This is a genomic window from Nocardioides sp. CPCC 206347 (genome assembly GCF_048654605.1).
GTDB lineage: Bacteria > Actinomycetota > Actinomycetes > Propionibacteriales > Nocardioidaceae > Nocardioides.
On sequence record NZ_JBMCYZ010000003.1, the window covers coordinates 302,918 to 328,293 of the forward strand.

Genomic DNA, 25,376 nt, shown 5'->3' on the forward strand with positions numbered 1-25,376 from the left:
GTCAGCCCAGCCGGCGCAGCGTGACCGGGAAGTCGTCGGTCGGCATGACGAGCGAGGTGTTGTCCCACTCGATCTCGTAGTCCGCGGGGATCTCGAACTGGTAGGTCGACAGCATGGCGTGGAGCAGGGCCTTGACCTCGTTGGTGCCGAACGCCATCCCGATGCACTTGTGGGCGCCGCCGCCGAAGGGCACGTAGCCGAAGCGGTGGGCCTTGTGCTCGTTGCGCGGCTCTGCGTGGCGCAGCGGGTCGAAGTCGTCGACGTTGACCCAGTGGTCCCCGAGGGAGTGGGTCGCGCCGGGTGCGACGACGACCATGGTTCCCTTCGGGACGAAGTGCCCGTTCAGGTCGGTGTCCTCGGTGGTCCGGCGGACCAGGCCCGGGACGGGAGCGACCAGGCGCATGGCCTCCTTGAACACCAGTTCCAGGGTGACCAGCGTGTCGAGCTCGTCGATCGTGGGCGCAGGCGTCGCCAGTGCGAGCGACTCGGCGCGCGCCTTGTCCTGCCACTCGGGATGCTTCGCGAGGTAGTAGGTCATCGCGGTCGCGGTGATCGTCGTGGTGTCGTGCGCCGCCATCATCAGGAAGATCATGTGGTTGACGATGTCGTCGTCGGTGAACTTGAGGCCGTCGTCGGTCTCGACGTGGCAGAGCGCGGCGAACAGGTCGTCGTGGTCCGAGACCCGCTTCGCCGGGATCTGCGCCCGGAAGTAGGCGTCGAGGGTCTTGCGTCCCCGCAGGCCCTTGCCCCACCGGGTCGGGAGGAGCGGCACGTCGGCGCGGATCAGCCCGGTGCCCGCGCGGACCGCGTCGATGAAGGCCTGGGTGAGTCCGTGGGTCTCGTCGTTCGGCTCGGTGCCCATGAAGATCTCGGTGGCCACGTCCAGGGAGAGCGACTTGACCGCGGGGTACATCGGCATCGGCTCGTCGGTCGGCCAGGTCGGGACGGTCCGGTCGATGATGCGCTGGACCCGGTCCTGGTAGGCCTCCAGGCGGGGCCTCGTGAACGCCTCCTGCATGATCCGGCGATGGAGCAGGTGCTCCTGGCCGTCGAGCAGCATCAGGCCCCGCGTGAAGAACGGGCCGATGAAGTACTCCCACCCCGACTGCGAGTAGACCTTGCCCTTGTTCTGGAGCACTTCCTGGACGGCGTCGGGCCCGATCGCCCACACGACGTCGGTCGCGAACGCACGGCTCCAGTAGACGTTGCCGTACTTCTCCTGCATGTCGGCCGCCGCGTGGAACCCTTCGCGGATCAGCGTCAGTGTCTTTCCCACGAACGGGAGCCCGCGCTCACCGATGACCGGCTTCAGCTGGGTGCCGGCCGGGGGTTCGGCGAGGGTGACCGGGCTGGTGCCGATGCGCTCACCGGCCACCATCAGCAGCGCGTCGCCCGGGAAGTGCAGGAGGGTCGGCCTCTTCACTGTTCGTCCTTCCCCGTCGCCCGCGCTTCGTACGACGACCGCTCGGGGCGGTCGAGCGCGTCCATGAACACGTGGTCGGCGCCCATCTTCTTGCCGATCCACTGGCCGACGGAGAAGGGGAGCAGCCGGGTCACGTTGAGGAGCGGTCGCGCCGAGGACGGCACGTAGACCTCGAAGCGTGGCTTGACCACCGTGGCCACGATCGCGTCCGCGACGGATTCGGGCGTGATCGCCCGGAACGCAGGCATGTCCTCGACCCCGGCGGTCAGCTCGGTCCGGGTGATCCCGGGCATCACGACCGAGAAGTCGAGGCCGCGGGGGTGCAGCTCGGCGTACGCGCCCTCGGTGTACTGGATGACGGCGGCCTTCGAGGCGCTGTACGTCGCGCTGCCCGCGATCCCCGCCTTGCCGGCGGTGGAGGCGACATTGACGATGTGGCCACGCCCGCGCGGGAGCATCCGTCGTGCGGCTTCGCGGGTCCCGTGGATCATCGCCCGGGTGTTGATGGCGAAGATCCGGTCGATGGTGGCGTCGTCCTCGTCGAGGAGGGCCGACAGCGGCATCACGCCGGCGTTGTTGATGTAGACGTCGATCGGGCCCAGGCTCGACTCGACCGTGTCGAGGAAGCTCGTCACGCTCTCGGCGGACGTGACGTCGAGGGGCAGGGCCAGGGTGTCGCCCCCGATCCGCTCTGCCGTCGCCTTCGCGATGTCGAGGTCGATGTCGCCGATGGCGACGCGTGCGCCCTCGGCGACGAGGGCCTGCGCGGTCGCGGCGCCGATGCCCCGTCCGGCGCCGGTGATGGCCACGACGCGGCCGGTGAGTCGCTTGCTCATGGTGCTCTCCCTTGCCGTGGAATCAGTAGACGAAGCGGGCGAGCCGCTGCTTGGTCTCGGTGTACGGCGCCTTGGCGAGGGCCGGCTCGACGAAGAACCCCGGGCGCCGGTAGATCGCGCGCCGGTGGCTGAACGTCTCGAACCCCCACTTGCCGTGGTACGCGCCGTACCCGCTCTCGCCGACGCCACCGAACGGGAGCGAGGGCGGGAAGACCTGCATCATCGTGTCGTTCACGCAGGCGCCGCCGGACGTCGTCGCTGCCAGCACCCGGTCGCTGTTGCGGCGCGAGAAGACGTACAGGGCCAGCGGATGGTCGCCCTTGTTGATGTGCTCGATCGGCTCGCTGATGTCGCCGAAGCCGAGCACCGGCAGGACCGGTCCGAAGATCTCCTCGCCCATCACGGCGGCATCGGGCTTGACCCCGGTGAGCACGGTCGGCGCGACGTACCTGCTCTCGAGATCGATGTCGCCCCCGAACGCGACGTCGTCGTAGCCGCCACCGTCGATCAGGCCGGCGATCCGTGCGGTGTGTCGCTCGTTGACGATGCGGCCGAAGTCGGGACTCTGCTTCGGGTCGTCGCCGTAGCGCTCGCGGACCTCGGTGGCCAGGCGCTCGACGAGCTCGTCGTGCACGTCGTGGTGGACCCACACGTGGTCGACGGCGATGCAGGTCTGCCCGGCGTTGGACCACTTGGCGAAGGCGATCCGGCTGGCGGCCTGCTTCAGGTTGGCATCGCGGTCCACGATCGCCGGGCTCTTGCCGCCAAGCTCCAGGGTGGTGGGCGTGAGGTGGCGCGCCGCGGCCGAGGCGACGATGCGCCCGACCGTCCCGTTTCCGGTGTAGAGGATGTGGTCGAACTTCTGCTCCAGCAGGGCGGTCGTCTCGTCGACGCCGCCCTCGACGAAGGCGATGGCGCTCGGGTCGAGGTATTCGCCGGCCAGCCTGGTGATCAGCGCCGACGTCGCAGGGGCCAGCTCGGACGGCTTGCAGACGACGGCGTTGCCCGCTGCCAGCGCCGCGGCGAGAGGAGTCGCGAGGAGGTAGACGGGGTAGTTCCACGGGGCGATGACGAGCACGACGCCGCGCGGTTCGTGCCGGATGCTCCCCCTGCCCGGCAGGAACGGCAGGGGGAGTCGGGCCGAGGAGTCCCTGGCCCAGCTGCGGACGTGCTTGCGCAGGTGGTCGGCCTCCGATGCCGAGGACGCGACGTCCCCGGCCCATGCCTCGAACCGCGGCTTGCCGAGGTCCTCGGCCAGGGCGCCGACGAGAGCGTCCTTGTTCTCCGTCAGCATCTGCGACAGGGCGAGGAGCTGGGCGCGGCGCCAGTCCAGGTCGCGCGTCCGTCCGCTGTCCAACGTCCTTCGGAGCCGGGCGACGAGTTGTTCGGTGGGCTCGTTCGACATGGGACCTCCACGTTGAGGGTGATAGAAACTGCCTTCGAATCTATCACCGGCGGCGATGCGCGGCTAGGGTCTCCACCATGAAGCTCGCCGATCCCGTCGACACGTCCACGGCGCGGATCCTCGACGCCGGGCTGGCGCTGTTCTCCGAGCACGGCGTGCGTCGTACGACGATGAACGAGGTGGCCGACGCGGCCGGACTCGGTGTGGCGACGGTCTATCGCCGCTTCCCGCGCAAGCTGGAGCTCGTCCGTGCGGTGCTCCTGCGGGAGGCGTCCATCGTCATCGAGGTCGTGGATGCGGCGCTCTCGCGACCGGACACGGTCGAGGAGCAGGCGGCGGCAGGATTCACGGCGTTCGCGCACGCGATCACGGCACGTCCGCTCCTGGTTCGGCTGCTTCGCGGCGACAACGAGCGCGACGGCGAGGCGGTGGCGCCCGGAGACCTGCTCGACCAGATCATGGCGGGTGCGCGCGACTACATCGCCGACTGGATCCGCGCGTTGCAGTCACAGGGTCGTTACCTCGACGTCGACGCGGACATCGTCGGCGAGATCCAGGCCAGGCTCGCCCTGAGCCTCGTGCTGGCGCCCGAGGGCAGGATCCCCATGCACGACGACGCGGCGACCCGCGCCTTCGCGGCTGCGTACCTGGTGCCCCTGCTGGGCACTGAGCACTGACTAGGAGCGGGGGACGGCGAGCCGGGTCGTCCCCGACCGTCCCCGCAGGATCGCCTCGCCGTGCTCGACCCAGTGCTCCGCTTCGGGTGATCCCGCGGCCCGGGCGGTCTCGACGGACTCCCACGCTGCGAGGACGCCGCCGGGGACGTCCTTGGACAGGTCGGTGAGCCGGGCGGCGGAGTTCACGGCGTCGCCGATGACGGTGTACTCGAAGCGCTGCTCGTGGCCGACGTTGCCCGCCACCACCTGCCCGGTCGCCACGCCGATCCCGGCGCCGACCTCGGGCACCTCGACCGCCAGCCGGGCCGCCATCGCGCGGGCCGCGGACAGGGCCGCGCCGGCATGCTCCTCGAGCTCGACGGGCGCTCCGAAGATGGCGAGCACCGCGTCGCCGATGAACTTGTTGACCAGTCCGTAGTGGCGGTCCACCTCGTCCACGACGACCCCGAAGAACCGGTTGAGGACCTCGACCACCTCGGTCGGACCGTGTTGGGTCGCGTACGTCGTCGAGCCGACCAGGTCGACGAACAGCACCGAGCACACGCGGGCCTCGCCGCCGAGCTCGATCTGCCCGGCACCGAGGGCAGCGGCCGCGGCTGCCACTTCCTGGCCGACATGGCGACCGAACAGGTCACGGATCTGCTCGCGCTCGCGCAGGCCGGCGACCATGTCGTTGAAGCCGCTCTGCAGCTGCCCGACCTCGGTGCCGTCGTACACGACGACGTCGGTGTCGAGATCCCCGGACTGGACCGCCTCCATGGCATCGCGCAGCGTCAGCAACGGCCCCACGACCGAGCGTGCGTTGAGGGCGGTCAGCAGGAAGCCGAACACGAGGACCACGCCGCAGACGACGATCGACACGATCGCGAGCTGGTGGAGCGTCGCATCGGACTTCGGTAGCAGCGCCAGGATCGCGGCGATCATCAGCCCGACCACGGGTGCGCCCGTGCCCAGCACCCAGAAGATGGTCATCCGTGGCCCGACCCCGACACCGCGCAGCTTCTGGGTCACGCGCGTGTCGGCCAGGGCGCGCGCGGCGATCGGGCGCAGGGAGAACTCGGTGAACAGGTAGGAGATGCCGGCAACGACGACACCGCCGATCCCCACGGTCAGGCCGGTCCCCAACGCCCGGGAGGGCTGGATGATCACGGTCAGGAGAGTGAACAGCACCGTTGCGGCCAGCCACAGCAGGAACTGCATCGTGGTGAGCACCAGCGGCACCCGAAGTGCCTGGGTGCGCTGGACGTGGTCGGGGTCGACGTCGTCGGGTTGGGTCGCCCAGCGCAACGCCTTCAGGGACGTCGTCGTGCCCCAGATCGCGCCGATGACGACGGCAGTGGCGACGTACGTCGGGATCGCGATCGCGAGCGCGACCACCATCTCGGTCGTCGGCCCCGGGGACGGAATCGCCCAGGTGTTGATGACGAAGACGACCACCGCGCCGACGACGTTCGTCGACACGAGCATGATCGTGAGCAGCAGCTGCACGCGGATCCGTAGCCGGCGGGGAGGCTGGTCGCGCGGACCCAGCAGGCGCGAACCGAACGGGCTGCGTCGATGGGCGGATCCGCGGGGCATGGGCGCAGCCTAGTGATCGGTCAGGGCCGACCTGTTTGAATCGACCCATGAGCGGTTCACCCACGGCCACCGGCTTCTCGGCCGCCGAGATCACCGATGCCTACGCGACCTTCCACGGCAAGGTCGCCGGCTTCGTCGCCAGTGGGGACTGGAGCGGCTACGCCGACCTGTTCACCCCCGACGCCGTCTACGTCGAACATGCGATGGGGACGTTCACCGGACGCGACGAGATCCGGGCCTGGTCGGTGAAGACGATGACGTCGTACCCCGGCCGGGTGATGACCGGCTTCCCGCTCTCGTGGCAGGTGGTCGACGCGGAGCAGAACCGCCTGGTCTGCGAGGTGCTCAACCCGATGCCCGACCCTGGCGACGGAACGATGCTCGTCGAGCCCAACATCACGATCATGACGTACGCCGGCGACGGCCTCTTCTCGCGCGAGGAGGACGTCTACAACCCGCTGCGCTTCCACGCCATGGCGGTGACCTGGGCGCGGATCGCGGCGGCGCACGACAATGCTGACGACGACGTGCTCGCGTGGCTGGATCGCTTCGGGGGCGGACGATGACCGGTACGGCGAAGCGGCTCCTGCTGGAGGTCCTCGGCTGGATCCTGCTGCTCGCCGGCATCGCGGCCATGGTGCTGCCCGGCCCCGGGCTGCTGCTGATGGCGGCCGGCCTGGCCGTGCTGTCGCAGCAGTACACCTGGGCCGAGCGGCTCCTCGATCCCGTCATGCTGCGGGCGCTGCGCGGTGCGGCGGAGGGTGTCGAGACCTGGCCGCGGGTGGTGTTGTCGACCCTTGCGGGGCTCGGGCTCGGCGCGTTCGGCGTCCTCTGGATCATCGGTCCGGATGTCCCGTCCTGGTGGCCGATCGGTGACAAGTGGTGGCTGTTCGGCGGCGTCTGGACCGGCGTCACGCTGCTGTTCTCCTGCGTCCTCGCGCTGGCCCTGCTCGTCTACGCGTTCCGGCGCTTCCACGGGAAGCCCGAAGCCGTCGCGGCCCTGGAGGGCAAGATCGGCGAGGCCGACGTCGAGGCGCACGAGGAGCGCGAGCGGTTGCGCCAGAAGGTCGAGGAACGTCGCCACCACGACAAGGGCGAGCGATGACGCTTGACCCGAGGGATCCCGACGACCTGCGCAGCATGCACCAGCGGATGGTCGACGGCGACCTCTACCTGGCCGACGACCCGGAGATCATGGGGGCTTACCACCGCGCGAGTGACCTGACGACGGAGTTCAACACCACGACGGCACGCGAGGTCGACCGGCGCCGGGCGCTGCTCGCCGAGCTGCTCGGAGCGATCGGCGAGGACACCGAGATCCGCCCGCCGCTCCAGGTCGACTACGGCACCCAGATCGAGATCGGGGCACGGTCGTTCGTGAACTTCGGCCTGATCGCGCTCGACGTCGTCGCGATCACCATCGGCGACGACGTCCAGATCGGCCCGAACTGCCAGCTGCTCACGCCCATCCATCCGCTCGGTGCCGACCTGCGCCGCGCGAAGTGGGAGTCCGCGAAGCCGATCACCATCGGCGACAACGTGTGGCTCGGCGGCGGGGTCATCGTGTGCCCTGGTGTGACGATCGGCGCGAACACCGTGGTTGGTGCGGGTGCTGTGGTGACCAGGGACCTGCCGGAGGGTGTGCTGGCTGTGGGCAATCCGGCGCGGGTGATTCGCAAGCTTTGAGTGCTGACGGCTGGCCGCGTTCTCGCCCGTGATGAACTTCGGGACGTGGACGTCGCAGCGGTGCTGGAGGAACTCGTTCGCCGCGCCGTCGCCAATCAGCCCGACTGGCACGTCGCGCCCACGGACATGGCGGGGTGGGTAGCGGGCACAGGCCTGAGCCAGGACGCCCTTCTCGACGGTGTGGCGCTGGAGCTTGCGCGCGAGTACGACGACAGTGCCCTGACGTTCGAGATTGCCGACGATGTGGCCAACGCTCTCCACTCCTACGTGACGCTGCAGGACGTCAAGCGCCCGGTCCTGTTCAACAGCGTCTTCGAGGCGTTCGACGAGGGCGAGTACTTCCACGACGCCGATCGGTCAGTGGATCCTGAGCTGGCCTACACGAAGCCGATGATCAAGGACATCCTGATGAGTCAGCGGCGCGCTGATGTTGCGGTGGACGATGCGCCACAAGTCGAGCCTGCGAGTGCGGTCCCGGTCGACGGATTCCTCACGATCGTCCGGTTCGATGAGTGGTCGCCGGTCGTGTGGTGGGGCACCGGACCTCACGACGACGAGATCCTCGCAACGGAGGGTTGCCGCGTCGCAGCGTGGAGCAGTCCGGAGGAGTGTCTGCGGACCGTCCGCGAGCGTGGCTGGCGCCTGGCGGGTGACGATGGCGTCGAGAACACCAACGTCACGCGGCTCGACTTCGAACCGGCCCAGGCGTGGCTGCGTGGTGCATCCACGTCGCTGGATCCCCGGGCGGGACTCGACCTGTGGAACTTCGCGATCGACGTGGCCCACTCTCTGGGTACGCCCTTCCGTCACCGTGGACGCCTGGCCGACCGGTGCCACGACAAGCTGACGGCGGCGAACGTGCCCTCGGCCTTTGGGGTCGAGTCCTACGCGCCGCGATGGACGGCGGCCGAGATACGCGTGCTCCGTCGCGTGCTCGGCGAGGCAGTGCACGTCGTCCGGTCGGGTCTCGGAGAACGCACGACGGCACAGCCGACGTGACCGGAGACCTTCTCCACAGGGTCCTGCTGGCGCGTTGCCTGTCGAACGGATGTTCGGTATCATCTATGTATGAGTTCGGGTCCCTCGGAAACGTCCCCGGAGCAGTTGCTCCAGGCGGCTGAGGAGTGCCTGCTCGAGGGGCGTCGGGTCGAGGTCCGCAAGCTGGACGTCCTGCTGGCATGGGCTGATTCGTTCTCCGGCGACCCGCAGGACGAACCTGACGCGGTCCCGATCCGGTACGGCGGCCCGCGGCTGATCGCCCTCGGTGGTGAGGGCACCCCGAAGGTCTCGGACCTCGCGCTGGTCGAGATCGCGATCGCACGCCGCGAGTCGGTGTTCACCACCCGCCGGCGGTTGGCCGATGCGTTCGACCTGCGACACCGGTTGCCGTTGGTGTGGGCCGGGTTGCAGGACCTGCGCTGCGAGACCTGGGTGGGGAACAAGGTCGCTTCGATGTCGCGCAAGCTCACCCTGGAACAGATCTTCCTGGTCGATGTCGCCGTGTCCGAGGCGCTCGACGAGGCACCGGCGCGGATCCTGCAGATCGCCGAAGCCAAGATCATCGAGGCCGACCCCGTCGCCCACCAGGAACGCATCGACGCGAACCGCACCCGCAAGGGCGCGTGGTGTTCACGGTCGAAGCCCGGTGCGTCCGTCGAGGGCGAGAGCGCCGGCGTGGGGAGCGTGTTCGCCCGCATCGATGAGGCCGATGTCGAGGCCCACCGCGAGATCATCGAAGACCTCGCCAACGCCCTCGCCGCCCACGCCGGGCCCGTCGCCGAGGGTGACGAGCCTTTGCCGATGGACCACTGGCGGGCCGAGGCGTTCGCGATGCTCGCCGACCCCGCCGCGGTGTTGGCGTTCCTGCGCGGCGAACACCCCACCGACACCCCGGAGACCGACGAGGCACCCGCGGCACCGACACCGAGCCCGGCTCCGGTGGCGTCGGTCGTCGTGCACGTGTCCGCCGATGCCGAGACCGGCCTTCTCAACCCGGTCGCCCGGGTCGAGGGCATGGGTCCGATGCTGCTGTCCCAGGTCCGCGACCTGCTGCGCCGTTACGCCAAGGTGACGGTGACCCCGGTGATCGACCTGCACGCCGGGCGTTCGGTCAACGGCTACGAACACCCCACCGACGTGAAGACCCGTACCGAGCTCCGCACCATCGGCGACGTCTTCCCCCACGCCACCGGCACGTTCACCCGGACGGGCCGGGCACCGGACCACGACCACACGGTTGCTTACGACAAGCACGGGCCACCCGGCCAGACCGGCGACCACAACGACACCCCGCTACGACGACATCACCACCGCGCCAAGACCCACGCCGGTTACCGCGTGCACCAGCTCGGACCCGACCGGTGGATCTGGCGCACCCCTCACGGCCTGCACCGCCTGGTCACCACCGGCGGCACCACGACGATCACCGCAGGCGAGTTCCACGCGCTCAAGGCTCTCGCCATGGAACTGGCCGGCGACTACGCAGCCTGATCGCGCGCTGCGCCTACCGTCGACGACACCGGCGATGAGTCAGAGGCGCCGTACGGCTGGGACGGATTGGTGCCCTGGTAGCGACGAGCACCCACGGGCCTAGTGATCCGCGATTCGACGGTGTCGCGTCCATGGCGCGCCAAGGTGACTCCGAGTGGCTCGCTCCTCCGGCACCAGGTCGATCGCATCGAGCAACGTGGGGTCGCCGTCGATGTGGTGATGCAGGTGCTCCACCTTCCCCGTGGCTGGGTCTGCGTCCGTCGTGCCGATCAGTTGCCACATGCCGTCGTCGTCATGTGCGATCAGGAGGACTGGCTCCTTTCTGGCAGCGACTTCCCCGGTGACGATTGCGATGGTTCCCCGCAGCCAGTGGCCCATCCAGGTGGCGCGACGGTCGCGCTCCATGACCGTGTCGACCACGGCCCAGACGAAGGGCAGGTCCACGTGTCCGCGAGCATCGGACGCGATCAGGTGGGGCCCGCCCTGCGGCACGGTCTCGAACGGCTCGTCGACGAGGGCGAACGCGCGCTCGCCGTCGTGAAGGAACACCGAGGCATGGAAGGTTCCACCGCCCGGATTCCCATGACCGATGCCAACGGAGAGCCGTGCTTCTCGGGGATCTGCATTGGACACCCAGCCGAACGCGTAGGAGGCCAGCTCGCCACGCGGACCGACGAACTCGCCGAACGCTCGACGATCCACGCCTTGGGCGTCCCTCGTGGGGGACTCGGAAAGGCGCCCTTCCTGGACCTCGACCTGGAACCGCTGCTTGCGTCGACCGAACATCGCGCGAGTGTCTCATCCCCAATTCGTTGCGACGTCGTGTCGCTAACCTGAAGATCCGTGTTCCCACCGGCCGGAGGAATCGACATGACGAGCGAGGCACCGCCCACGTCGGTCCTCGACGTACTCCGCAGCCGTCGTACGACGGCCAGCCGGCCGGGCGCGAGAACCGACTCCTTCCGCGTGGCGCTGGCCATCGAGGGCGGCGGCAACCGGGCGGCGTACTCCGCGGGCATGGCGCTCGCGCTCGACGAGGCCGGACTGACGGACTCCTTCGACGACGTCTACGGAACGTCGGGCGGTGCGCTCAACGGGGCGTGGTTGTTGACGGGTGAGGCGCAGCGCTGGATGCGCAGCTGGGCGTGGCCGGAGGTCGCGGCCGCGGGCATCACGGACCCGCGCCGGGTATTGCGGGGCGGGCCGCTCATCGACCTCGGGCGCCTGGTCCACCACGTCTACGAGGCGATCACGCCGATGGACTTCGAGGGGATCCTCGCCAACCCGATCGGCTTCCATCCGATGGCGACCGATGCGCGTACCGGCGAGGGGGCCGACCTGGCGCCGTACGTCACCGACCGGCGCAGCCTGCAGACCGCCCTGCGGGCGACGTCCTGCCTGCCGCTGCTCGCCGGGCGCCCGGTTCCCCTGGGTGGGCGCACCTGGGTCGACGGCGGTCTCTCCGAGGGCGTGCCCTACCGCAGTGCGCTGGCGCACGGCGCGACGCACGTGCTCGTCCTGCGCACCCGGCGCTCCGACCAGAACGCCGTCCCGCCGTCGCGGTTCGAGCGAGCCCTGCTCGCGCCGTACTTCCTCCGGCACGGCTGGAAGGCCGGCCGCGCGCACGTCGACCGGCACCAGACCTACGCCGCGGACGACCTGCACCTGGCTGAGGCGACGGCCGCCCCGGTCGCGACCCTGGTCGAGGTACGCCCACCGCTCGGCTCGCCCGACGTGGGCCGGCTGAGCAGCGACCTGGCGTCCATCGAGGCGGCCATCGAGGTCGGGCGTACGACGATGGCGGCGGTGCTCGGCGACGTGCCGCCACCACAGGTCGGACCCGCGCACTAACCTCGGGCCACGATGGCCCTCCACCTGCACCGCGCCGCGCGCACCGACCTGCTCGCCGACGAGCTCGGCGCGTTGTTGGCGACGCCGCTGGCGGATCCGTTCGCGAGCGAGGTCGTGGTCGTGCCCGCGAAGGGGGTGGAGCGCTGGCTCACCCAACGGCTGTCCCACCACCTCGGCGTAGGGCCGCGCGGCGGCGACGGAGTGTGCGCGGGCGTGGAGTTCCTGCAGCCGGCCTCGCTCGTCGGACTGCTCCTCGGCCGCGACCGAGACGACGTGTGGCACCCGGACCGCCTGGTGTGGCCGCTGCTCGCGACGATCGACGAGCACCTCGGCGAGCCGTGGTGCGCGACCCTGGCCACCCACCTCGGCCACGGCCTCGACGGTGAGGAGGGCGAGCTGCGGCGCAGTCGCCGCTGGTCGGTCGCCCGTCGGCTTGCGGAGCGGTTCTCGTCGTACGCCGTCCAGCGGCCTGCGCTCGTCACGGACTGGCGCGAGGGCCGCGACACCGACGGCATCGGTGGCGACGGTGCCGGGGAGCTGGTGGCCGACCTGAGCTGGGAGGCCGAGCTGTGGCGGCGGTTGCTGGCGCGGATGGCCGGGGCCGGGCACGTGGAACCACCCGACGTGCGGCACGCCCGCGTCTGCGCTGCACTGCGCGCCGGTGAGGTGGCCGGGCTCGACCTGCCCGACCGGCTGTCGCTGTTCGGGCACACGCGCCTTCCCGAGACCGAGATCGACCTGCTCGCTGCGCTCGGCGAACACCGTGACGTGCACCTGTGGCTGGCCCAGCCGTCGGCCGCGCTGTGGGACGCCGTGACCGCGGCCGGCGCCGAGGTGACGCCGCGCGACGTGTCCCGTTCCGCCGACCTCGTCGACCACCCACTGCTCGCCTCGCTGGGCCGCGACGCCCGCGAGCTCGCCACCGTGCTCGGTGCCCGGGTGCGCGCCGGGCAGGCCGTCGACGCCGGTGCTGCTGCCGATCCCGCTGCTCCCGACCACCTGCTCGGCTGGCTCCAGTCCGACCTCCGCGCCAACCACGCGCCCGACGTCGCCGAGCGTGCCGCCCGCGTCCTCGACCCCAAGGACCGGACCGTGCAGGTGCACGCCTGCCACGGCGCCGCCCGCCAGATCGACGTGCTGCGGGAAGTGCTCGTCGGCCTGCTCGAGGACGACCCGAGCCTCGAGCCCCGCGACATCGTCGTGATGTGCCCCGACATCGAGACCTTCGCGCCACTGATCTCGGCCGGCTTCGGGCTCGGTGAACTCATCACCGACGAGTCCGCCAAGGGCGTCGGCGACGCGCTGCACCCCGCCCACCGGTTGCGGGTCCGCCTCGCCGACCGGGCGGTCAGCAGCACCAACCCGTTGCTCGGCGTCGCCGTCGCACTCGTCGAGCTGGCGGGTGGTCGGGCGACCGCGTCGCAGGTGATCGACCTGCTCTCGCGGGAGGTGTGCCGCCGCCGGTTCGGGTTCAGCGACGACGACCTCGCCCGGATCACCCGGTGGGTCGCGGAAGCTGGCATCCGGTGGGGGATCGACGGCACCCAGCGGGCGTCGTACGCGATGGAAGGGTTCGAGCACAACACCTGGCGTGCCGGTCTCGACCGCCTGCTCCTCGGCGTCGCGATGAGCGACGACGAGCACCAGCACCTCGGCCGCGGGCTGCCCGTCGACGACATCGCGAGCGGCGAGATCGAGCTCGTCGGCCGGCTCAGCGAGGCGGTCGCCCGACTGGGTGCCTGCCTGGAGGCGCTGGGCAAGGCCGCCGCCGCCGATGAGTGGTTCGGCGCGATCACCGAGGGCGTGCGCGACCTGTGCGAGGTCGACCCCGACGCCGCGTGGCAGTCGCCGCAGTTCGAGCGCGAGCTGGCCCGGGCACGGGCCAGCGCCGACGAGTCCGGCCCGGATGTCCCGTTGCGCCTGGCCGACGTACGGGCGCTGCTGCAGGCCCGCCTCGCCGGCCGCCCCACCCGCGCGAACTTCCGCACCGGCACGCTCACGGTCTGCACGATGGTCCCGATGCGCTCCGTCCCGCACCGCGTGGTCTGTCTCGTCGGACTGGACGATGGCGTCTTCCCACGCGCCACCGGCATCGACGGCGACGACGTGCTCGCCCGCCGCCCCGTCGTCGGCGAGCGCGACCTGCGCGCCGAGGACCGGCAGCTGCTGCTCGACGCGGTGCTCGCGGCCGGCGAACGCCTCGTGATCACCTACACCGGCGCGGCCGAACACACCGGCCAGGAACGGCCTCCCGCGGTCCCGCTCGGTGAGCTGCTCGATGCCCTCGACCGCACGGCTGCTGCGCCGGTGCGGGCCGAGGTCGTCGTACGCCACCCCCTCCAGCCGTACGACGTCCGCAACCATGTGCCGGGATCGCTGGCCACGGACGGCCCTTTCAGCTTCGACCGTTCGTCGCTGGCGGGTGCGCGGGCATCGGTGGCCGAGCGCGGGGTGGTGCCGGCGTTCCTCCCCGAAGCGCTCCCGGCCCGGGCTGCGGCAGACGTCTCGCTCGCCGACCTGCGAGCGTTCGTGCACCACCCGGCGCGGTACTTCCTGCGCCGGCGGCTCGAGGTGGCGACGCCGTTCGAGCCGGACCAGGTGGCCGATGCGATCCCGGTGACGCTCAACGGCCTGGAGCTGTGGCAGATCGGCGACCGGCTGCTGCGCGAGGTCCTGGCGGCCGAGGACCCGGGCGCCACGGCGACCGCGGTGATGGTGGCCGAGCAGCTGCGCGGCACGCTGCCGCCGTTCGAGCTCGGGCGCGGCGAGCTGACCAAGGTGGTCCAGGAGTGCCAGGACCTGTTCACCCGCAGCGCGCCGGTGCGCACCGGAACCGCCCGGAGCCTCGACATCGACGTCGACCTCGGGGGAGGGCGGCGGCTGACCGGCACGGTGCCGCAGGTCCACGGCAACCAGGTCGTGTCGCTCTCCTACTCGCGGCTGAAGCCGAAGCAACGCCTGTCGTCCTGGCTCGACGTGTTGGCGCTGAGCGCCAGCTACCCCGACGAGAACTGGACCGCCCACGCGATCGCCCGTTCCAAGGCGGGCCCGCAGCGCGCGCTGGTCGGGCCGCTCGACCACCGCGCCCTCGAATGGCTGATCGGCATCGTGGACCTGCACGACCAGGGCCTGACCCGTCCGCTGCCGATGCCGCTCGAGACGTCGAACGCCTGGGCCGAGGCGCAGGCGAAGTCGTTGCGCGGCATGGACATCGAGCCGATCGAGGTCGCGGCTCGCTCATGGGTGACCGATCCCTACAACGACTGGGGGATCAAGGGCGAGGACGACGACCCGTCGCACCGCCGGATCTACGGTCCCGACGCACCGATCGACGTGCTCGTCGACGCGGGCCTGACCACCTGGGCGTGGCAGCTGTGGGAGCCGTTGCTCGCCGGCGCCGAGAAGGTCGGTGTCCTCTGATGGACCCGATGAAGCCGTTCGACATCCGCGGCGAGCTGCCCACCGGCACGACCCTGCTCGAGGCCAGCGCCGGCACCGGCAAGACGTGGACCATCGGCGCGCTGGTCACCCGTTACGTCGCCGAGGAGGGCATCCCGCTCGAGCAGCTGCTCGTGGTGACCTTCGGCCGCGCCGCCAGCCAGGAGCTGCGCGAGCAGGTGCGCCGCCAGCTGGTCGAGGCCGAGCAGGCGCTGGCCGGTGACCTCCCCGCTGGGGTCGAGCAGACCGAGCTGATCGCCCAGATCCTCGACTGTGATGAAGAGCAGAAGACGACCCGGCACACGCGGGTGGTGCAGGCGCTGGCCGACTTCGACGCCGCCACGATCGCCACCATCCACCAGTTCTGCTCGCTCGTCCTCGACTCGCTCGGCGTCGCCGGCGACACCGATGCCCGCGCCCGCCTGGTCGAGAACCTCGACGACCGCCTCGTCGAAGTGGTCGACGACCTCTACCTGCGGGCGTTCGCGCAGGCCTCCGACGGCGCTGGCAGTGGAGGGCCTGCCTTCACCCACGCCGAGGCGCTGGCCATCGCGCGTGCCGTGGTGGCCGACCCCCAGTCGCAGCTCGAGCCCGCCGGGTTGCCCCGTGAGCAACCGGCCGGTCGGCGCGTGGCCTTCGCGGCCGCCGTACGAGCCGAGCTGGAGCGGCGCAAGCGCCGCCTCGGCGTCCTGTCGTACGACGACCTCCTCAGCCAGCTCGCCGAGGCGCTCGCGCACCCCGACTCCCCGGCCCGGGCGCGGATGCGGGCGCGCTGGAAGATCGTGCTGGTCGACGAGTTCCAGGACACCGACCCGGTGCAGTGGCAGGTGTTCGACCGGGCGTTCACCGGCCACGCCACGATGGTGCTGATCGGCGACCCGAAGCAGGCGATCTACGCCTTCCGCGGGGGCGACGTGACGACCTACCTCACCGCTGCGGGCACGGCCACGACGCAGCAGACCCTCGGCATCAACCGGCGCAGCGATGCCGGCCTGCTCGACGGGTTCCAGCAGCTGTTGCGCGGCGCCGAGCTCGGCGACCCGCGGATCGTCGTGCACGACGTGACCGCCCACCACCAGGAGTCGCGGCTCGTCGGCGCTCCGCACCCCGCGCCGTTCCGGCTGCGGGTCGTGCGACGCGAGTCGTTCCGGCGCGGGCCGGCGACGATGCTCCCGATCGCGAAGGTGCGCCCGCACATCGCCGAGGACCTCGCCCGCGACATCCGGGCGCTGATCACCAGTGACGCGACCTTCGAGGGCCGGCCGCTGCGGCCCAGTGACGTCGCGGTGATCTGTTATCGCCACGCCGACCTCTCCGCGGCCCGTGCAGCGCTCCAGGCGGTCGGCGTCCCGGCCGTCATCGCCGGCGGCGGCAGTGTGTTCGCGACGCCCGCCGCGACCGAGTGGCTCTCGCTGCTGGAGGCGCTCGAGCAGCCGCACCGCACGCCACGCGTGCGGGCGGCAGCGCTCACCTGCTTCCTCGGGTACGACGCCGCCGGCCTGGCTGCCGGCGGCGACGACCTCGCCGACGACCTCGGCGACCGGCTCCGCTCGTGGTCGGAGGCGCTGGCCCGTCGCGGCGTGGCCGCCGTGCTCGAGGCCGCGACGTCCGGCGGGATGCCCGCGCGGATGCTCGCCCGGATCGGCGGCGAACGAACCCTCACCGACGTCCGCCACATCGGCGAGGTGCTCCACGAAGTCGCGCAGCGCGAGCAGATGGGCGCCGTTGCACTGCTGGCCTGGCTGCGCCAGCAGGTGCTCGAGGCGCGCGACGGTCGGGGTGCCGAGCGCACCCGCCGGCTCGACTCCGATGCCGCTGCCGTGCAGCTCGTGACGATCCACGCGAGCAAGGGCCTGCAGTACCCGATCGTCTACCTCCCCGCGCTCGGCGACCGGTTCGTCGGCAAGCCCAAGCGCCCGCTCTTCCACGACGCGGACGGTCGCCGCTGCCTCGACATCGGCGGCTCCGGTCCCGACTGGAACGACCACTGCCGGCGCTGGGCCGAGGAGGAGGCCGGCGAGTGGCTGCGCCTGCTGTACGTCGCCGTCACCCGCGCCCAGAGCCAGGTCGTCGCCTGGTGGGCGCCGACCAAGAACGCCGAGGCCTCGCCGCTGCACCGACTCCTGATGCGGCAGTCCGCCGCCGACGGGTCGCTGCGCGCCGACGTGCCCGTCGCGCCGTCGGTGCCGGACGAGGACACGGTCACCGCGCTCTTCGCCGCCTGGCGCGACCGCGGCGGCCCGAGCCCCGAGGTGTCCCACCCGGCCGCGACCACGGCCCCGCTCGTGGCCGAGTCGCCGGGGGAGCTCTCGGCGCGCGCGTTCACACGGTCTGTCGACACCGGCTGGCGACGGACGTCGTACTCCTCCCTCAGCAACGTGGACCTCGCCGCCGAGATCGGGCAGCCGGGCGTCGACAGCGAGCCCGAGGTCGAGGCCAAGGACGACGAGCCGGAGGAGGTGGAGGTGCGAGGAGCGCAAGCGACGAGCCTCGAAACCCCCGGCCTCCCGGTGGTTGAGGTGCGAGCGCCAGCGAGCCTCGAAACCCCCTCCCCGATGGCCGACCTCCCCGTCGGCGCCACGTTCGGCTCCCTCGTCCACGCCGTCCTCGAGCACACCGACCCCACCGCCGCCGACCTGCGTGGCGAGCTGCTGGCCCAGATCGACGAGCAGCTGACGTGGTGGCCGGTCCCGGTCGAGCCCGGCGAGCTGGCCGACGCGCTGGTCGCCGTCCTCGACACGCCCCTCGGTCCGTTGATGGACGGTACGACGCTGCGCCGGATCGGCGTCCGTGACCGGCTCTGCGAGCTCGACTTCGAGCTGCCGCTCGCCGGGGGTGATGCTGCCGAAGCACCAGGGGAGGCGACCGTCCTGCTCGGCGACATCGCCGGCCTGCTGCGCCGCCACCTGCCCGAGGGCGACCCCGTCCGTGCCTACGCGGAGTCGCTCGACAACCCGCTGCTCGGCGACCAGACGCTGCGCGGCTACCTCACCGGTTCGGTCGACGTCGTGCTCAGGCTCGGGGAGCCCGAGTCCCCCCGCTACGTGATCGTCGACTACAAGACCAACTGGCTCGGTCCGCGCGAGGAGCCCCTGACGGCGGCGTCGTACCGACCCTCGGAGCTGGTCGACGCGATGGGCCACTCGGACTACCCGCTCCAGGCCCTCCTGTACGCCGTCGTGCTGCACCGGTTCCTGCGCTGGCGCCAGCCCGGGTACGACCCGGAGCTGCACTTTGGCGGCGTCGCCTACCTCTACCTGCGCGGCATGTGCGGACCCGAGAACCCGTCCGTCGACGGCGAGCCGTGTGGCATCTTCACCTGGCAGCCGCCGGCCGCGCTGGTCACCGACCTGTCCGACCTGCTGGACGGGTCGCTGGAAGGGGTGCACCGATGACCGGACTCTTCGAGGCGACCTCGCCCCACGACCCGCGGGTCGCGCGCCGGGTGGCCGGGTCGCTCGGCGCCTTCAACGCTGCCGGTGTGATCGATGCGGCCGACGTCCGCGTCGCCGAACGGGTCGCCGCCCTGGGCGGCGAGAGCGACGAGCGGGTCAAGCTGGCCGTCGCGCTGGCGGTCCGGTCCGTACGCGCCGGCTCCGTCGGGCTCGACCTCGAAGGCCTGCCAGACCTGGTCGAGCTCGGTGTCGATGGCGAGTGGCCCGAGCTCACCGAGTGGGCCGCGGCCATCGACGCGTCCCCCCTCGTGACGGGTGGCGTCATCCACCACGAGCTCGGACTCGTCTACCTCGATCGCTACCACCGGCTCGAGCGCCAGGTCGCCGACGACCTGGCCGAGCGGATCGCGCTCGGCCGCCCTCCGATCGACGAGGCCGCCCTCACCGCAACGCTGCAGCGGGTCAGCGGCGACCACCTGAGCCAGGAGCAGGCCCGGGCCGTCGAGCACGCCGCCCGCCACCGCACCACCGTGCTCACCGGCGGTCCCGGGACGGGCAAGACCACCACCGTGGCCCGGCTGGTGCTGGCGCTGGCCGATCAGTTCCGCGTCGACCACGCCCGCCGGATGTCGGTTGCCCTCGCGGCGCCGACCGGCAAGGCGGCGACCCGGTTGCAGGAGGCGGTCGGCGCCGAGCTCGGCGCCCTGGGCGCACTCGGCGACGGACCCGACCAGGTCCCGGCACCCGAGGCGATGACGCTGCACCGGCTCCTCGGCTGGCGCCCGGACAACACGACCCGGTTCCGGCACGACCGCGGCAACCGGCTGAAGTACGACCTGGTCGTGGTCGACGAGGCCTCGATGGTCGACCTCACGATGATGGCCCGCCTCCTCGACGCGGTACGTCCGGAGACGCGGCTCGTGCTGGTCGGCGACCCGCGCCAGCTCACCTCGGTCGGCGCCGGCGCCGTCCTCTCGGACCTCGTCGGCGGCTTTGCCGGCCACGACGACTCACCGGTCGTGGCGCTCACCGAGAACCACCGTTCCACCGAGGAGATCAAGGGCCTCGCAGCCGCCCTGCGCGACGACGGCCCCGACGCCGCCGACCGGGTGCTGGAGGTGCTGCGCGCCGGCACCGGCGAGGTCGAGTACGTCGAGACCGACGACCCGGTGACGGCCCTGCGCGCCGAGTGCACGGCCTCCGCCCTGGCCGTCCGGCGAGCGGCGGAGGACGAAGGCCCCGCGGCCGCCATCGCGGCGCTCGACGGGTTCCGGCTGCTCTGCGCCCATCGCGAGGGCCCGCACGGTGTCCGGGTCTGGAACCACCACGTCGAGCAGTGGCTGGCCGCAGAGCTCGGCGCTCCGCTGGGCTCCGCCTGGTACGCCGGCCGCCCGCTCCTGGTGACCAGCAACGACTACGCCCTCGACATCTACAACGGCGAGACCGGCGTCGTGGTCGCCGACGCCCAGGGTCGTCCCCGCGCGTGGATCGCCGGCGCGGACGCACCGCGATCCTTCGCGCCCGCCCGCCTGGACGCGATCGACACGATGCACGCGATGACGATCCACAAGAGCCAGGGCAGCCAGGCGCGACGGATCGCGGTGCTGCTGCCCGAGGCCGACTCGCGGCTGCTGACCCGCGAGCTCTTCTACACCGCGGTCACCCGCGCCCAGGAGAGCGTCGTCGTGGTCGGCTCCGAGGCCGCCGTACGCGCTGCCGTGGACACCACGGCGCAGCGGGCGACCGGCCTGCGCCAGCGGCTGTGACGACCAACGCGTGGCCCCGCAACCACGCCGAAACGCGCGCGGGTTAGTGTCCAATCATGCCGTTCCTGTTGCGCGTACTGCTGCCCGACGTCCCCGGTTCGCTGGGTCGCGTCGCGACGGCGATCGGTATGGCCGGGGGCGACATCGAGGCGATCGAGATCGTCGAGAAGCGCGATGACGGCACCGCAGTCGACGATGTCCTGCTCGAGCTGAACCAGGGCATGATGCCTGATTCGGTGGTCTCGGCGTGCACCTCGCTCGACGGTGTCGAGGTGCTCTGGATCAGTCGCTACCCCGCCGGCGGCAGCCTGGTGATGGACCTCGAGGCGGTCGAGGAGCTCACCGCCTCGCCCGACACGGCGTTCGACAAGCTGATCGACCTGCTGCCCGCGACCTTCCGCGTCGACTGGGGCGCCCGCGTGCACCGCGCCAAGGGTGTCGTCTACGGCACCGGTGCCGCTCCGGACGAGTTCGAGTTCATCGAGATCGAGACCCCGCAGCGCCTCGAGTCACCCGAGGACGAGGTCACCCTCTTCGCCGCTGCCCGTCTCGACGGCAACGAGATCGTCGTGGTCGGCCGTCGTGGCGGCCCGGAGTTCGCGGACTCCGAGATCGCCCGGCTCGGCCACCTGTGTGGCCTCGCCGTGACGATCGCGAACGCCTGATCGCTCAGTCGATCGGTTCGAGGACGAAGACGGGGATCTCCCGGTCGGTCTTCTCCTGGTACGACGCGTACGTCGACCAGGTCGCCACCGCGTGGTCCCACCACTGCGTGCGCTCCTCGCCCTCGACGAGCCGGGCGCGATAGGACTTCGCCTCCGGGCCGTCCTGGAGGTCGACCTCCGGGTGGGCGACGAAGTTGTCGTACCAGGCCGGGTTGTCCGGCGCCCCGCCCTTGGAGGCGATCGCGACGTACACGCCGTCCTTCTCGACCCGCATGACCGGGTTCTTGCGCAGGTTGCCGGACTTCGCGCCGACGGAGGTGATCACGACGATCGGGTCCTTGGAGCCCTGCAGCGTGTTGGCCTTGGTGCCGCCTGATGCTTCGTACTCCGCGACCTGGTCGCGGACCCACTGCGTACTGCTCGGAACGTACGTGCCCTGAAGTGTCATACCTCCACAAGACCACGTGGCCGACCGGTATTCCAGACCCGTTAGCGTTCGACCCATGAGTGCCATCGACGGTGTCAGCGAGATCTTCGACGCGAGCCAATGGGACGTCGTGCCCGGGTTCGAGGACCTGACCGACCTCACCTACCACCGCGCCAAGGAGCACGGCACGGTCCGGATCGCATTCGACCGGCCCGACGTGCTCAACGCGTTCCGCCCCAACACCGTCGACGAGCTGCTGCGCACGCTGGACCACGCGCGGATGAGCGCGGACGTCGGCTGCGTGATCCTCACGGGCAACGGCCCGAGTGCCAAGAACGGCAAGTGGGCTTTCTGCACCGGCGGCGACCAGCGCATCCGCGGCAAGGCGGGCTACCAGTACGAGGACAAGGCGATCGGCGCTTCCGACACGGGGGCCGAGGAGCCCAGCGTCATCGACAAGGCCAAGCTCGCGCGGCTGCACATCCTCGAGTGCCAGCGGCTGATCCGGTTCATGCCGAAGGTCGTCATCTGCGTGGTGCCCGGCTGGGCGGCCGGCGGTGGCCACTCGCTGCACGTCGTGTGCGACCTGACCCTCGCCTCGAAGGAGCACGCCCGGTTCAAGCAGACCGACGCAGACGTGGGCTCCTTCGACGGCGGCTACGGCTCGGCGTACCTCGCCAAGATGGTCGGGCAGAAGTTCGCCCGCGAGATCTTCTTCCTCGCCGAGGAGTACACCGCCGACGAGATGCACACGATGGGCGCCGTCAACCGGGTCGTCGAGCACGCGCAGCTCGAGACCGTCGCCCTCGACTGGGGCCGCAAGATCAACGGCAAGTCGCCCACCGCCCAGCGGATGCTCAAGTACTCGTTCAACCTGCTCGACGACGGCCTCGTCGGCCAGCAATTGTTCGCCGGTGAGACCACCCGCCTCGCGTACATGACCGACGAGGCCCAGGAGGGACGCGACCAGTTCCTCGAGAAGCGTGAGCCGGACTGGTCGCCGTACCCCTGGTACTACTGAATCGGCCTGTTTCCGCAGGTCAGGGCGTTGCGGACCGTCTCTAGTCCGCAAAAAGTCCGCAAAATCCGAGAGAGGTCCCGCCTCGGGGCCCTCCGCGGAGCCTGCCGAAGGCCGGGCCAAGGCCTGTTTCATGAGCTCGGAGGCCGCCGCCCGCGTGCGATCCTCGGCCGTTGGCCACAAGTGGCTGTAGGTGTTGAGGGTCGTGCTCGCCGACGAGTGGCCGAGGGCGCGCTGCACCGTCACCACGTCGCACCCAGCAGCGATCAGGCCTGAGGCGTAGAAGTGCCGCAGGTCGTGCAGCCGGATCCGGGTGAGTCCGGCCGCCGACCGGGTCGCGCGCCAGCGCCAGTGAATGGCGTTGTCGTAGAGCGGCTCGTCTCCGACCGTGAACAACCAGTTGCCGGTGGAGCTCTCGGTGACGTGCTCGACGACGTGGTGCGACAGGATGCTGACGAGCTCCTCGGGCAGGTAGACGGTTCTCTCCGAGCCGTACTTCGGTGCTCGGAGGACGTACGTGGAGCCTTCGCGCTGCAGCTGCCGGGTGACCGACAGCTGGCCGCGGTTCAGGTCGAGGTCGCCCAGCTGGACGGCGGCCGCCTCGGCCTTTCGCAGGCCGGCGAAGGCGCACAGTGCCACGTAGGCGCGGAAGCCCTTGCGGGTGGAGACCCGGGGGCTGTCGGCATGCTCGATCAACCTCCCGACCTCTTCAACCGTCGGGATCCGCATCGCCGCGTCTGCGCGGCGGCGTCGGGGCAGGACGACGCCGGCGCACGGGTCCGCGGTGATGACGCGATCGGTGACGGCGGCCCGGAACACCGAGCGGACGATGATGAATCTGGTCTTGATCGTCGTCGGCGCCAACCGAGTGCTGAGGTCCTTCACCCACTCCTCGACGTGGGACCGCCGTACCGATCGCAGGGGAAGGTCGCCGAAGGGCACCGAGCTGGTTGCGAGGTCCGCGTTGATCCGCGTTGATGCCACCCACAGCTGTCGTGCCGACCACTGCTCGTAGAACTGCTGGAAGGTGACCTTGCCGGCGTCCGGGTCGACGTAGCTGCCGGTGAGCATGGCAGCGGCGGTCTCGTCGAGCCAGCGCTGGGCGTCGATCTTCCGGTCGAAGTGGCGGGACCGCTCGCGGCCCTGCTCGTCGCGGTAGCGGGCCCGCCAGCTGCCGTCGGGACGCTTGGCGATGTTCCCGGCCATGACTGCTCCTCTCGTCGATCCCAGTGTCAGCGTTCGCTGGCCCGACCGCGGCTGCGCATCGAACCCTGTGGAGAACTCGGGGCGCGGCCCTGTTCTGCGCGCCACAGGACGAGGTCGGAGCGCCAGTAGCGGACATGCCTCTGGACCTTGAAGCTGAAGGGTCCGGTGCCGCAGTAGCGCCAGTACCGCATGGTCGCGACGGGGACGCGGAGGAACTGGGCGGCCTCCTCGATGGTGAGCATCTCGTCGTCTTCGTGGATGTCGATGCCCTGGCGTGCTGTCGTCATGATGGGCGCTCCTAGCGGGTGGCGTTGACGGGGGAGAGGAAGCTGCGCACTTCGGCGACGGTGGTGTAGAGCCGGCCGGTGCCGTTGAAGCGCCAGAACCGTGGTCCGACTCCTCGTCGGCGCCAGTCGCGGACGGTGCGTGGCGGGATCCGGACGAGTGCGCAGAACTCCTCGAACGTGAGCAGGGCGCTGTCGTTCCAGTCGGTGGGGATGTCGATGGGGATCATCGGGTCGCTCCTTCGGGTGGTGTGGTCACCTATGTCCGAAGTGGCCCTCGGTGCGATCAGTTGGTGACGAGCGATCTCAGGGCGAGCCGTTGCGGACGGAGCGATGCTGACGGGCGGACGTCCCCGACTTCGTACCCCCTGGCTGGGGGTATCGGAGGGGGTACGTCGTGTTTGCGCAGGTCAGGCGCATTCCTCAAGTCGTGGCGGCGGCGGGAGGTGCCACTGTGCCGGGGAGGAGGTCATTCAGCGGTCGTGGCGGTGAGGCTGATCCCGATGTGGGTCGCCTCGATGACCAGGATCACGCCGTTGACGTCGGGGGTTCGGTCGAGCGAGGGGCGCGGCGCCAGCGCTCCGGTGACCAGGATCCGCTGCCCGGCGTGGAGCTGTTCCAGTGCCTGGACGGCGAGGGCACCGCGGCAGATGACCTCGCCGATGACCTCGCCGATGTCGTCTCCGATGGCGGCTCCGACCTCGAAGCGGGTCTGGTCGTGATCGGCGCTGAATGGGAAGACGGCCGTGGCCGGTGACCGGTCTTCGTCGAGCGGTGCCGGGTCGGCGCTCACGGTCGCGGCGGCCGTCAGGGTGAAGGACATCGGCTCTACCTTTCCTCGTTTTAAACGAGGAAACATGCTAAGCGTGGGACGGACCAAAGACAATGGGCTCGTGCCTCGGATCGCTCGACCTGACCTCCCTGATGTCGTCGAACGGGCGGTCGAGGTGTTCGGGGCCCGGGTTCGGGTGGCTCTGCTGCGCGCGCTCAACGAGCACGGGCCGTGCACGAAGGCCGAGCTGCACCGGCTGTTGGGTGGCTCCGAGGCGAACATCCACACGCACCTGATGGCGCTGGAGCAGGCCGGGGTGGTGCTCGCTGACCCGCCCCGCAGCGACGAGTCCGGTCCGGTCATCCGCCGCTACACCGTCGACCACGGCCAGGTCGACGCCCTGCTCGAGGCACTCGGCCGAGCGGTCAGGCCACCGGAGCCGCGGTAGCCCGACCTCTG

General features: G+C 70.8%; 22 protein-coding genes and 1 pseudogene. 13 read left to right on the forward strand and 10 right to left on the reverse strand.

Annotated features, from left to right (window positions below; translation table 11 throughout):
* Position 1: 1 nt before the first annotated feature.
* The 3 genes from ACOACQ_RS13080 to ACOACQ_RS13090 are packed head-to-tail and all read right to left on the reverse strand — an operon-like array spanning position 2 to position 3,664.
* Positions 2-1,423, reverse strand: coding sequence for a cytochrome P450 (locus tag ACOACQ_RS13080; RefSeq protein WP_378607526.1), 1,422 nt, complete (start codon positions 1,421-1,423; stop codon positions 2-4).
* On the reverse strand, positions 1,420-2,259 hold the full coding sequence (locus ACOACQ_RS13085) for an SDR family oxidoreductase (protein WP_420288443.1): 840 nt from the start codon (positions 2,257-2,259) through the stop codon (positions 1,420-1,422). Before ACOACQ_RS13085 ends, ACOACQ_RS13080 begins: the two co-directional genes overlap by 4 nt.
* 22 nt (positions 2,260-2,281) lie before the next feature.
* Positions 2,282-3,664, reverse strand: coding sequence for an aldehyde dehydrogenase family protein (locus ACOACQ_RS13090; protein WP_420288444.1), 1,383 nt, complete (start codon positions 3,662-3,664; stop codon positions 2,282-2,284).
* 77 nt (positions 3,665-3,741) lie between these two features.
* Between ACOACQ_RS13090 and ACOACQ_RS13095 the strand changes: the two genes are divergently transcribed.
* Positions 3,742-4,341 carry a TetR/AcrR family transcriptional regulator gene (locus ACOACQ_RS13095; RefSeq protein WP_378607538.1) on the forward strand — a complete coding sequence of 200 codons (600 nt, stop codon included), beginning with the start codon at positions 3,742-3,744 and terminating at the stop codon, positions 4,339-4,341.
* Here the strand turns inward: ACOACQ_RS13095 and ACOACQ_RS13100 are convergent, their stop codons facing one another.
* Positions 4,342-5,919: an adenylate/guanylate cyclase domain-containing protein gene (locus tag ACOACQ_RS13100; protein ID WP_420288445.1), complete on the reverse strand. Its 1,578-nt coding sequence runs from the start codon at positions 5,917-5,919 to the stop codon at positions 4,342-4,344.
* 47 nt (positions 5,920-5,966) lie between these two features.
* Between ACOACQ_RS13100 and ACOACQ_RS13105 the strand changes: the two genes are divergently transcribed.
* From ACOACQ_RS13105 to ACOACQ_RS13125, 5 genes are all read left to right on the forward strand, one after another.
* Positions 5,967-6,485, forward strand: a complete 519-nt coding sequence (locus ACOACQ_RS13105) for a nuclear transport factor 2 family protein (protein WP_420288446.1) — start codon at positions 5,967-5,969, stop codon at positions 6,483-6,485.
* Positions 6,482-7,024: a PGPGW domain-containing protein gene (locus ACOACQ_RS13110; RefSeq protein WP_420288447.1), complete on the forward strand. Its 543-nt coding sequence runs from the start codon at positions 6,482-6,484 to the stop codon at positions 7,022-7,024. Before ACOACQ_RS13105 ends, ACOACQ_RS13110 begins: the two co-directional genes overlap by 4 nt.
* Positions 7,021-7,605 (forward strand): sugar O-acetyltransferase, encoded by a 585-nt coding sequence (locus tag ACOACQ_RS13115; protein WP_378607554.1) that lies wholly within the window; start codon positions 7,021-7,023, stop codon positions 7,603-7,605. Before ACOACQ_RS13110 ends, ACOACQ_RS13115 begins: the two co-directional genes overlap by 4 nt.
* A 45-nt stretch (positions 7,606-7,650) precedes the next feature.
* Positions 7,651-8,604 carry a hypothetical protein gene (locus ACOACQ_RS13120; protein WP_420288448.1) on the forward strand — a complete coding sequence of 318 codons (954 nt, stop codon included), beginning with the start codon at positions 7,651-7,653 and terminating at the stop codon, positions 8,602-8,604.
* Positions 8,605-8,673: 69 nt separating this feature from the next.
* Positions 8,674-10,095, forward strand: a complete 1,422-nt coding sequence (locus ACOACQ_RS13125) for a hypothetical protein (RefSeq protein ID WP_420288449.1) — start codon at positions 8,674-8,676, stop codon at positions 10,093-10,095.
* Positions 10,096-10,194: 99 nt separating this feature from the next.
* Here the strand turns inward: ACOACQ_RS13125 and ACOACQ_RS13130 are convergent, their stop codons facing one another.
* The gene (locus ACOACQ_RS13130; RefSeq protein ID WP_420288450.1) at positions 10,195-10,881 is read right to left on the reverse strand and encodes a hypothetical protein; all 687 of its coding nucleotides are present in this window, start codon (positions 10,879-10,881) and stop codon (positions 10,195-10,197) included.
* An 84-nt stretch (positions 10,882-10,965) separates the two neighbouring features.
* Between ACOACQ_RS13130 and ACOACQ_RS13135 the strand changes: the two genes are divergently transcribed.
* From ACOACQ_RS13135 to ACOACQ_RS13155, 5 genes are all read left to right on the forward strand, one after another.
* On the forward strand, positions 10,966-11,946 hold the full coding sequence (locus tag ACOACQ_RS13135; protein ID WP_420288451.1) for a patatin-like phospholipase family protein: 981 nt from the start codon (positions 10,966-10,968) through the stop codon (positions 11,944-11,946).
* Positions 11,947-11,958: 12 nt separating this feature from the next.
* The gene (gene recC, locus ACOACQ_RS13140; RefSeq protein WP_420288452.1) at positions 11,959-15,366 is read left to right on the forward strand and encodes an exodeoxyribonuclease V subunit gamma; all 3,408 of its coding nucleotides are present in this window, start codon (positions 11,959-11,961) and stop codon (positions 15,364-15,366) included.
* Positions 15,366-18,779, forward strand: a complete 3,414-nt coding sequence (locus ACOACQ_RS13145) for a UvrD-helicase domain-containing protein (protein ID WP_420288453.1) — start codon at positions 15,366-15,368, stop codon at positions 18,777-18,779. Before recC ends, ACOACQ_RS13145 begins: the two co-directional genes overlap by 1 nt.
* Entirely contained in the window at positions 18,776-20,545 is a 1,770-nt protein-coding gene (recD, locus tag ACOACQ_RS13150) for an exodeoxyribonuclease V subunit alpha (protein WP_378600851.1), read from the forward strand. The genes ACOACQ_RS13145 and recD overlap by 4 nt, the downstream gene beginning before the upstream one ends.
* A 65-nt stretch (positions 20,546-20,610) precedes the next feature.
* Positions 20,611-21,210: an ACT domain-containing protein gene (locus ACOACQ_RS13155; RefSeq protein WP_420280971.1), complete on the forward strand. Its 600-nt coding sequence runs from the start codon at positions 20,611-20,613 to the stop codon at positions 21,208-21,210.
* Between the two features lie 4 nt (positions 21,211-21,214).
* Here ACOACQ_RS13155 and ACOACQ_RS13160 read toward each other — a convergent pair whose 3' ends face one another.
* Complete coding sequence (locus ACOACQ_RS13160) at positions 21,215-21,658, reverse strand: nitroreductase family deazaflavin-dependent oxidoreductase (RefSeq protein ID WP_420288454.1); 444 nt, start codon at positions 21,656-21,658, stop codon at positions 21,215-21,217.
* A gap of 55 nt (positions 21,659-21,713) precedes the next feature.
* On the opposite strand from ACOACQ_RS13160, the gene ACOACQ_RS13165 reads away from it, so the two are divergent.
* Entirely contained in the window at positions 21,714-22,658 is a 945-nt protein-coding gene (locus ACOACQ_RS13165; protein WP_378600863.1) for a 1,4-dihydroxy-2-naphthoyl-CoA synthase, read from the forward strand.
* 189 nt (positions 22,659-22,847) lie between these two features.
* Here ACOACQ_RS13165 and ACOACQ_RS13170 read toward each other — a convergent pair.
* From ACOACQ_RS13170 to ACOACQ_RS13185, 4 genes and pseudogenes are all read right to left on the reverse strand, one after another.
* Positions 22,848-23,861: pseudogene (locus ACOACQ_RS13170) on the reverse strand (tyrosine-type recombinase/integrase); the annotation flags it as partial.
* Positions 23,862-23,887: 26 nt separating this feature from the next.
* Entirely contained in the window at positions 23,888-24,148 is a 261-nt protein-coding gene (locus tag ACOACQ_RS13175) for a helix-turn-helix domain-containing protein (RefSeq protein ID WP_378596905.1), read from the reverse strand.
* Between the two features lie 11 nt (positions 24,149-24,159).
* The gene (locus ACOACQ_RS13180) at positions 24,160-24,375 is read right to left on the reverse strand and encodes a helix-turn-helix domain-containing protein (RefSeq protein ID WP_378596904.1); all 216 of its coding nucleotides are present in this window, start codon (positions 24,373-24,375) and stop codon (positions 24,160-24,162) included.
* 239 nt (positions 24,376-24,614) lie between these two features.
* Complete coding sequence (locus ACOACQ_RS13185; RefSeq protein ID WP_378596903.1) at positions 24,615-24,968, reverse strand: hypothetical protein; 354 nt, start codon at positions 24,966-24,968, stop codon at positions 24,615-24,617.
* A 70-nt stretch (positions 24,969-25,038) separates the two neighbouring features.
* Between ACOACQ_RS13185 and ACOACQ_RS13190 the strand changes: the two genes are divergently transcribed.
* Positions 25,039-25,365 carry a winged helix-turn-helix domain-containing protein gene (locus tag ACOACQ_RS13190; protein WP_378596902.1) on the forward strand — a complete coding sequence of 109 codons (327 nt, stop codon included), beginning with the start codon at positions 25,039-25,041 and terminating at the stop codon, positions 25,363-25,365.
* Positions 25,366-25,376: the final 11 nt, after the last annotated feature.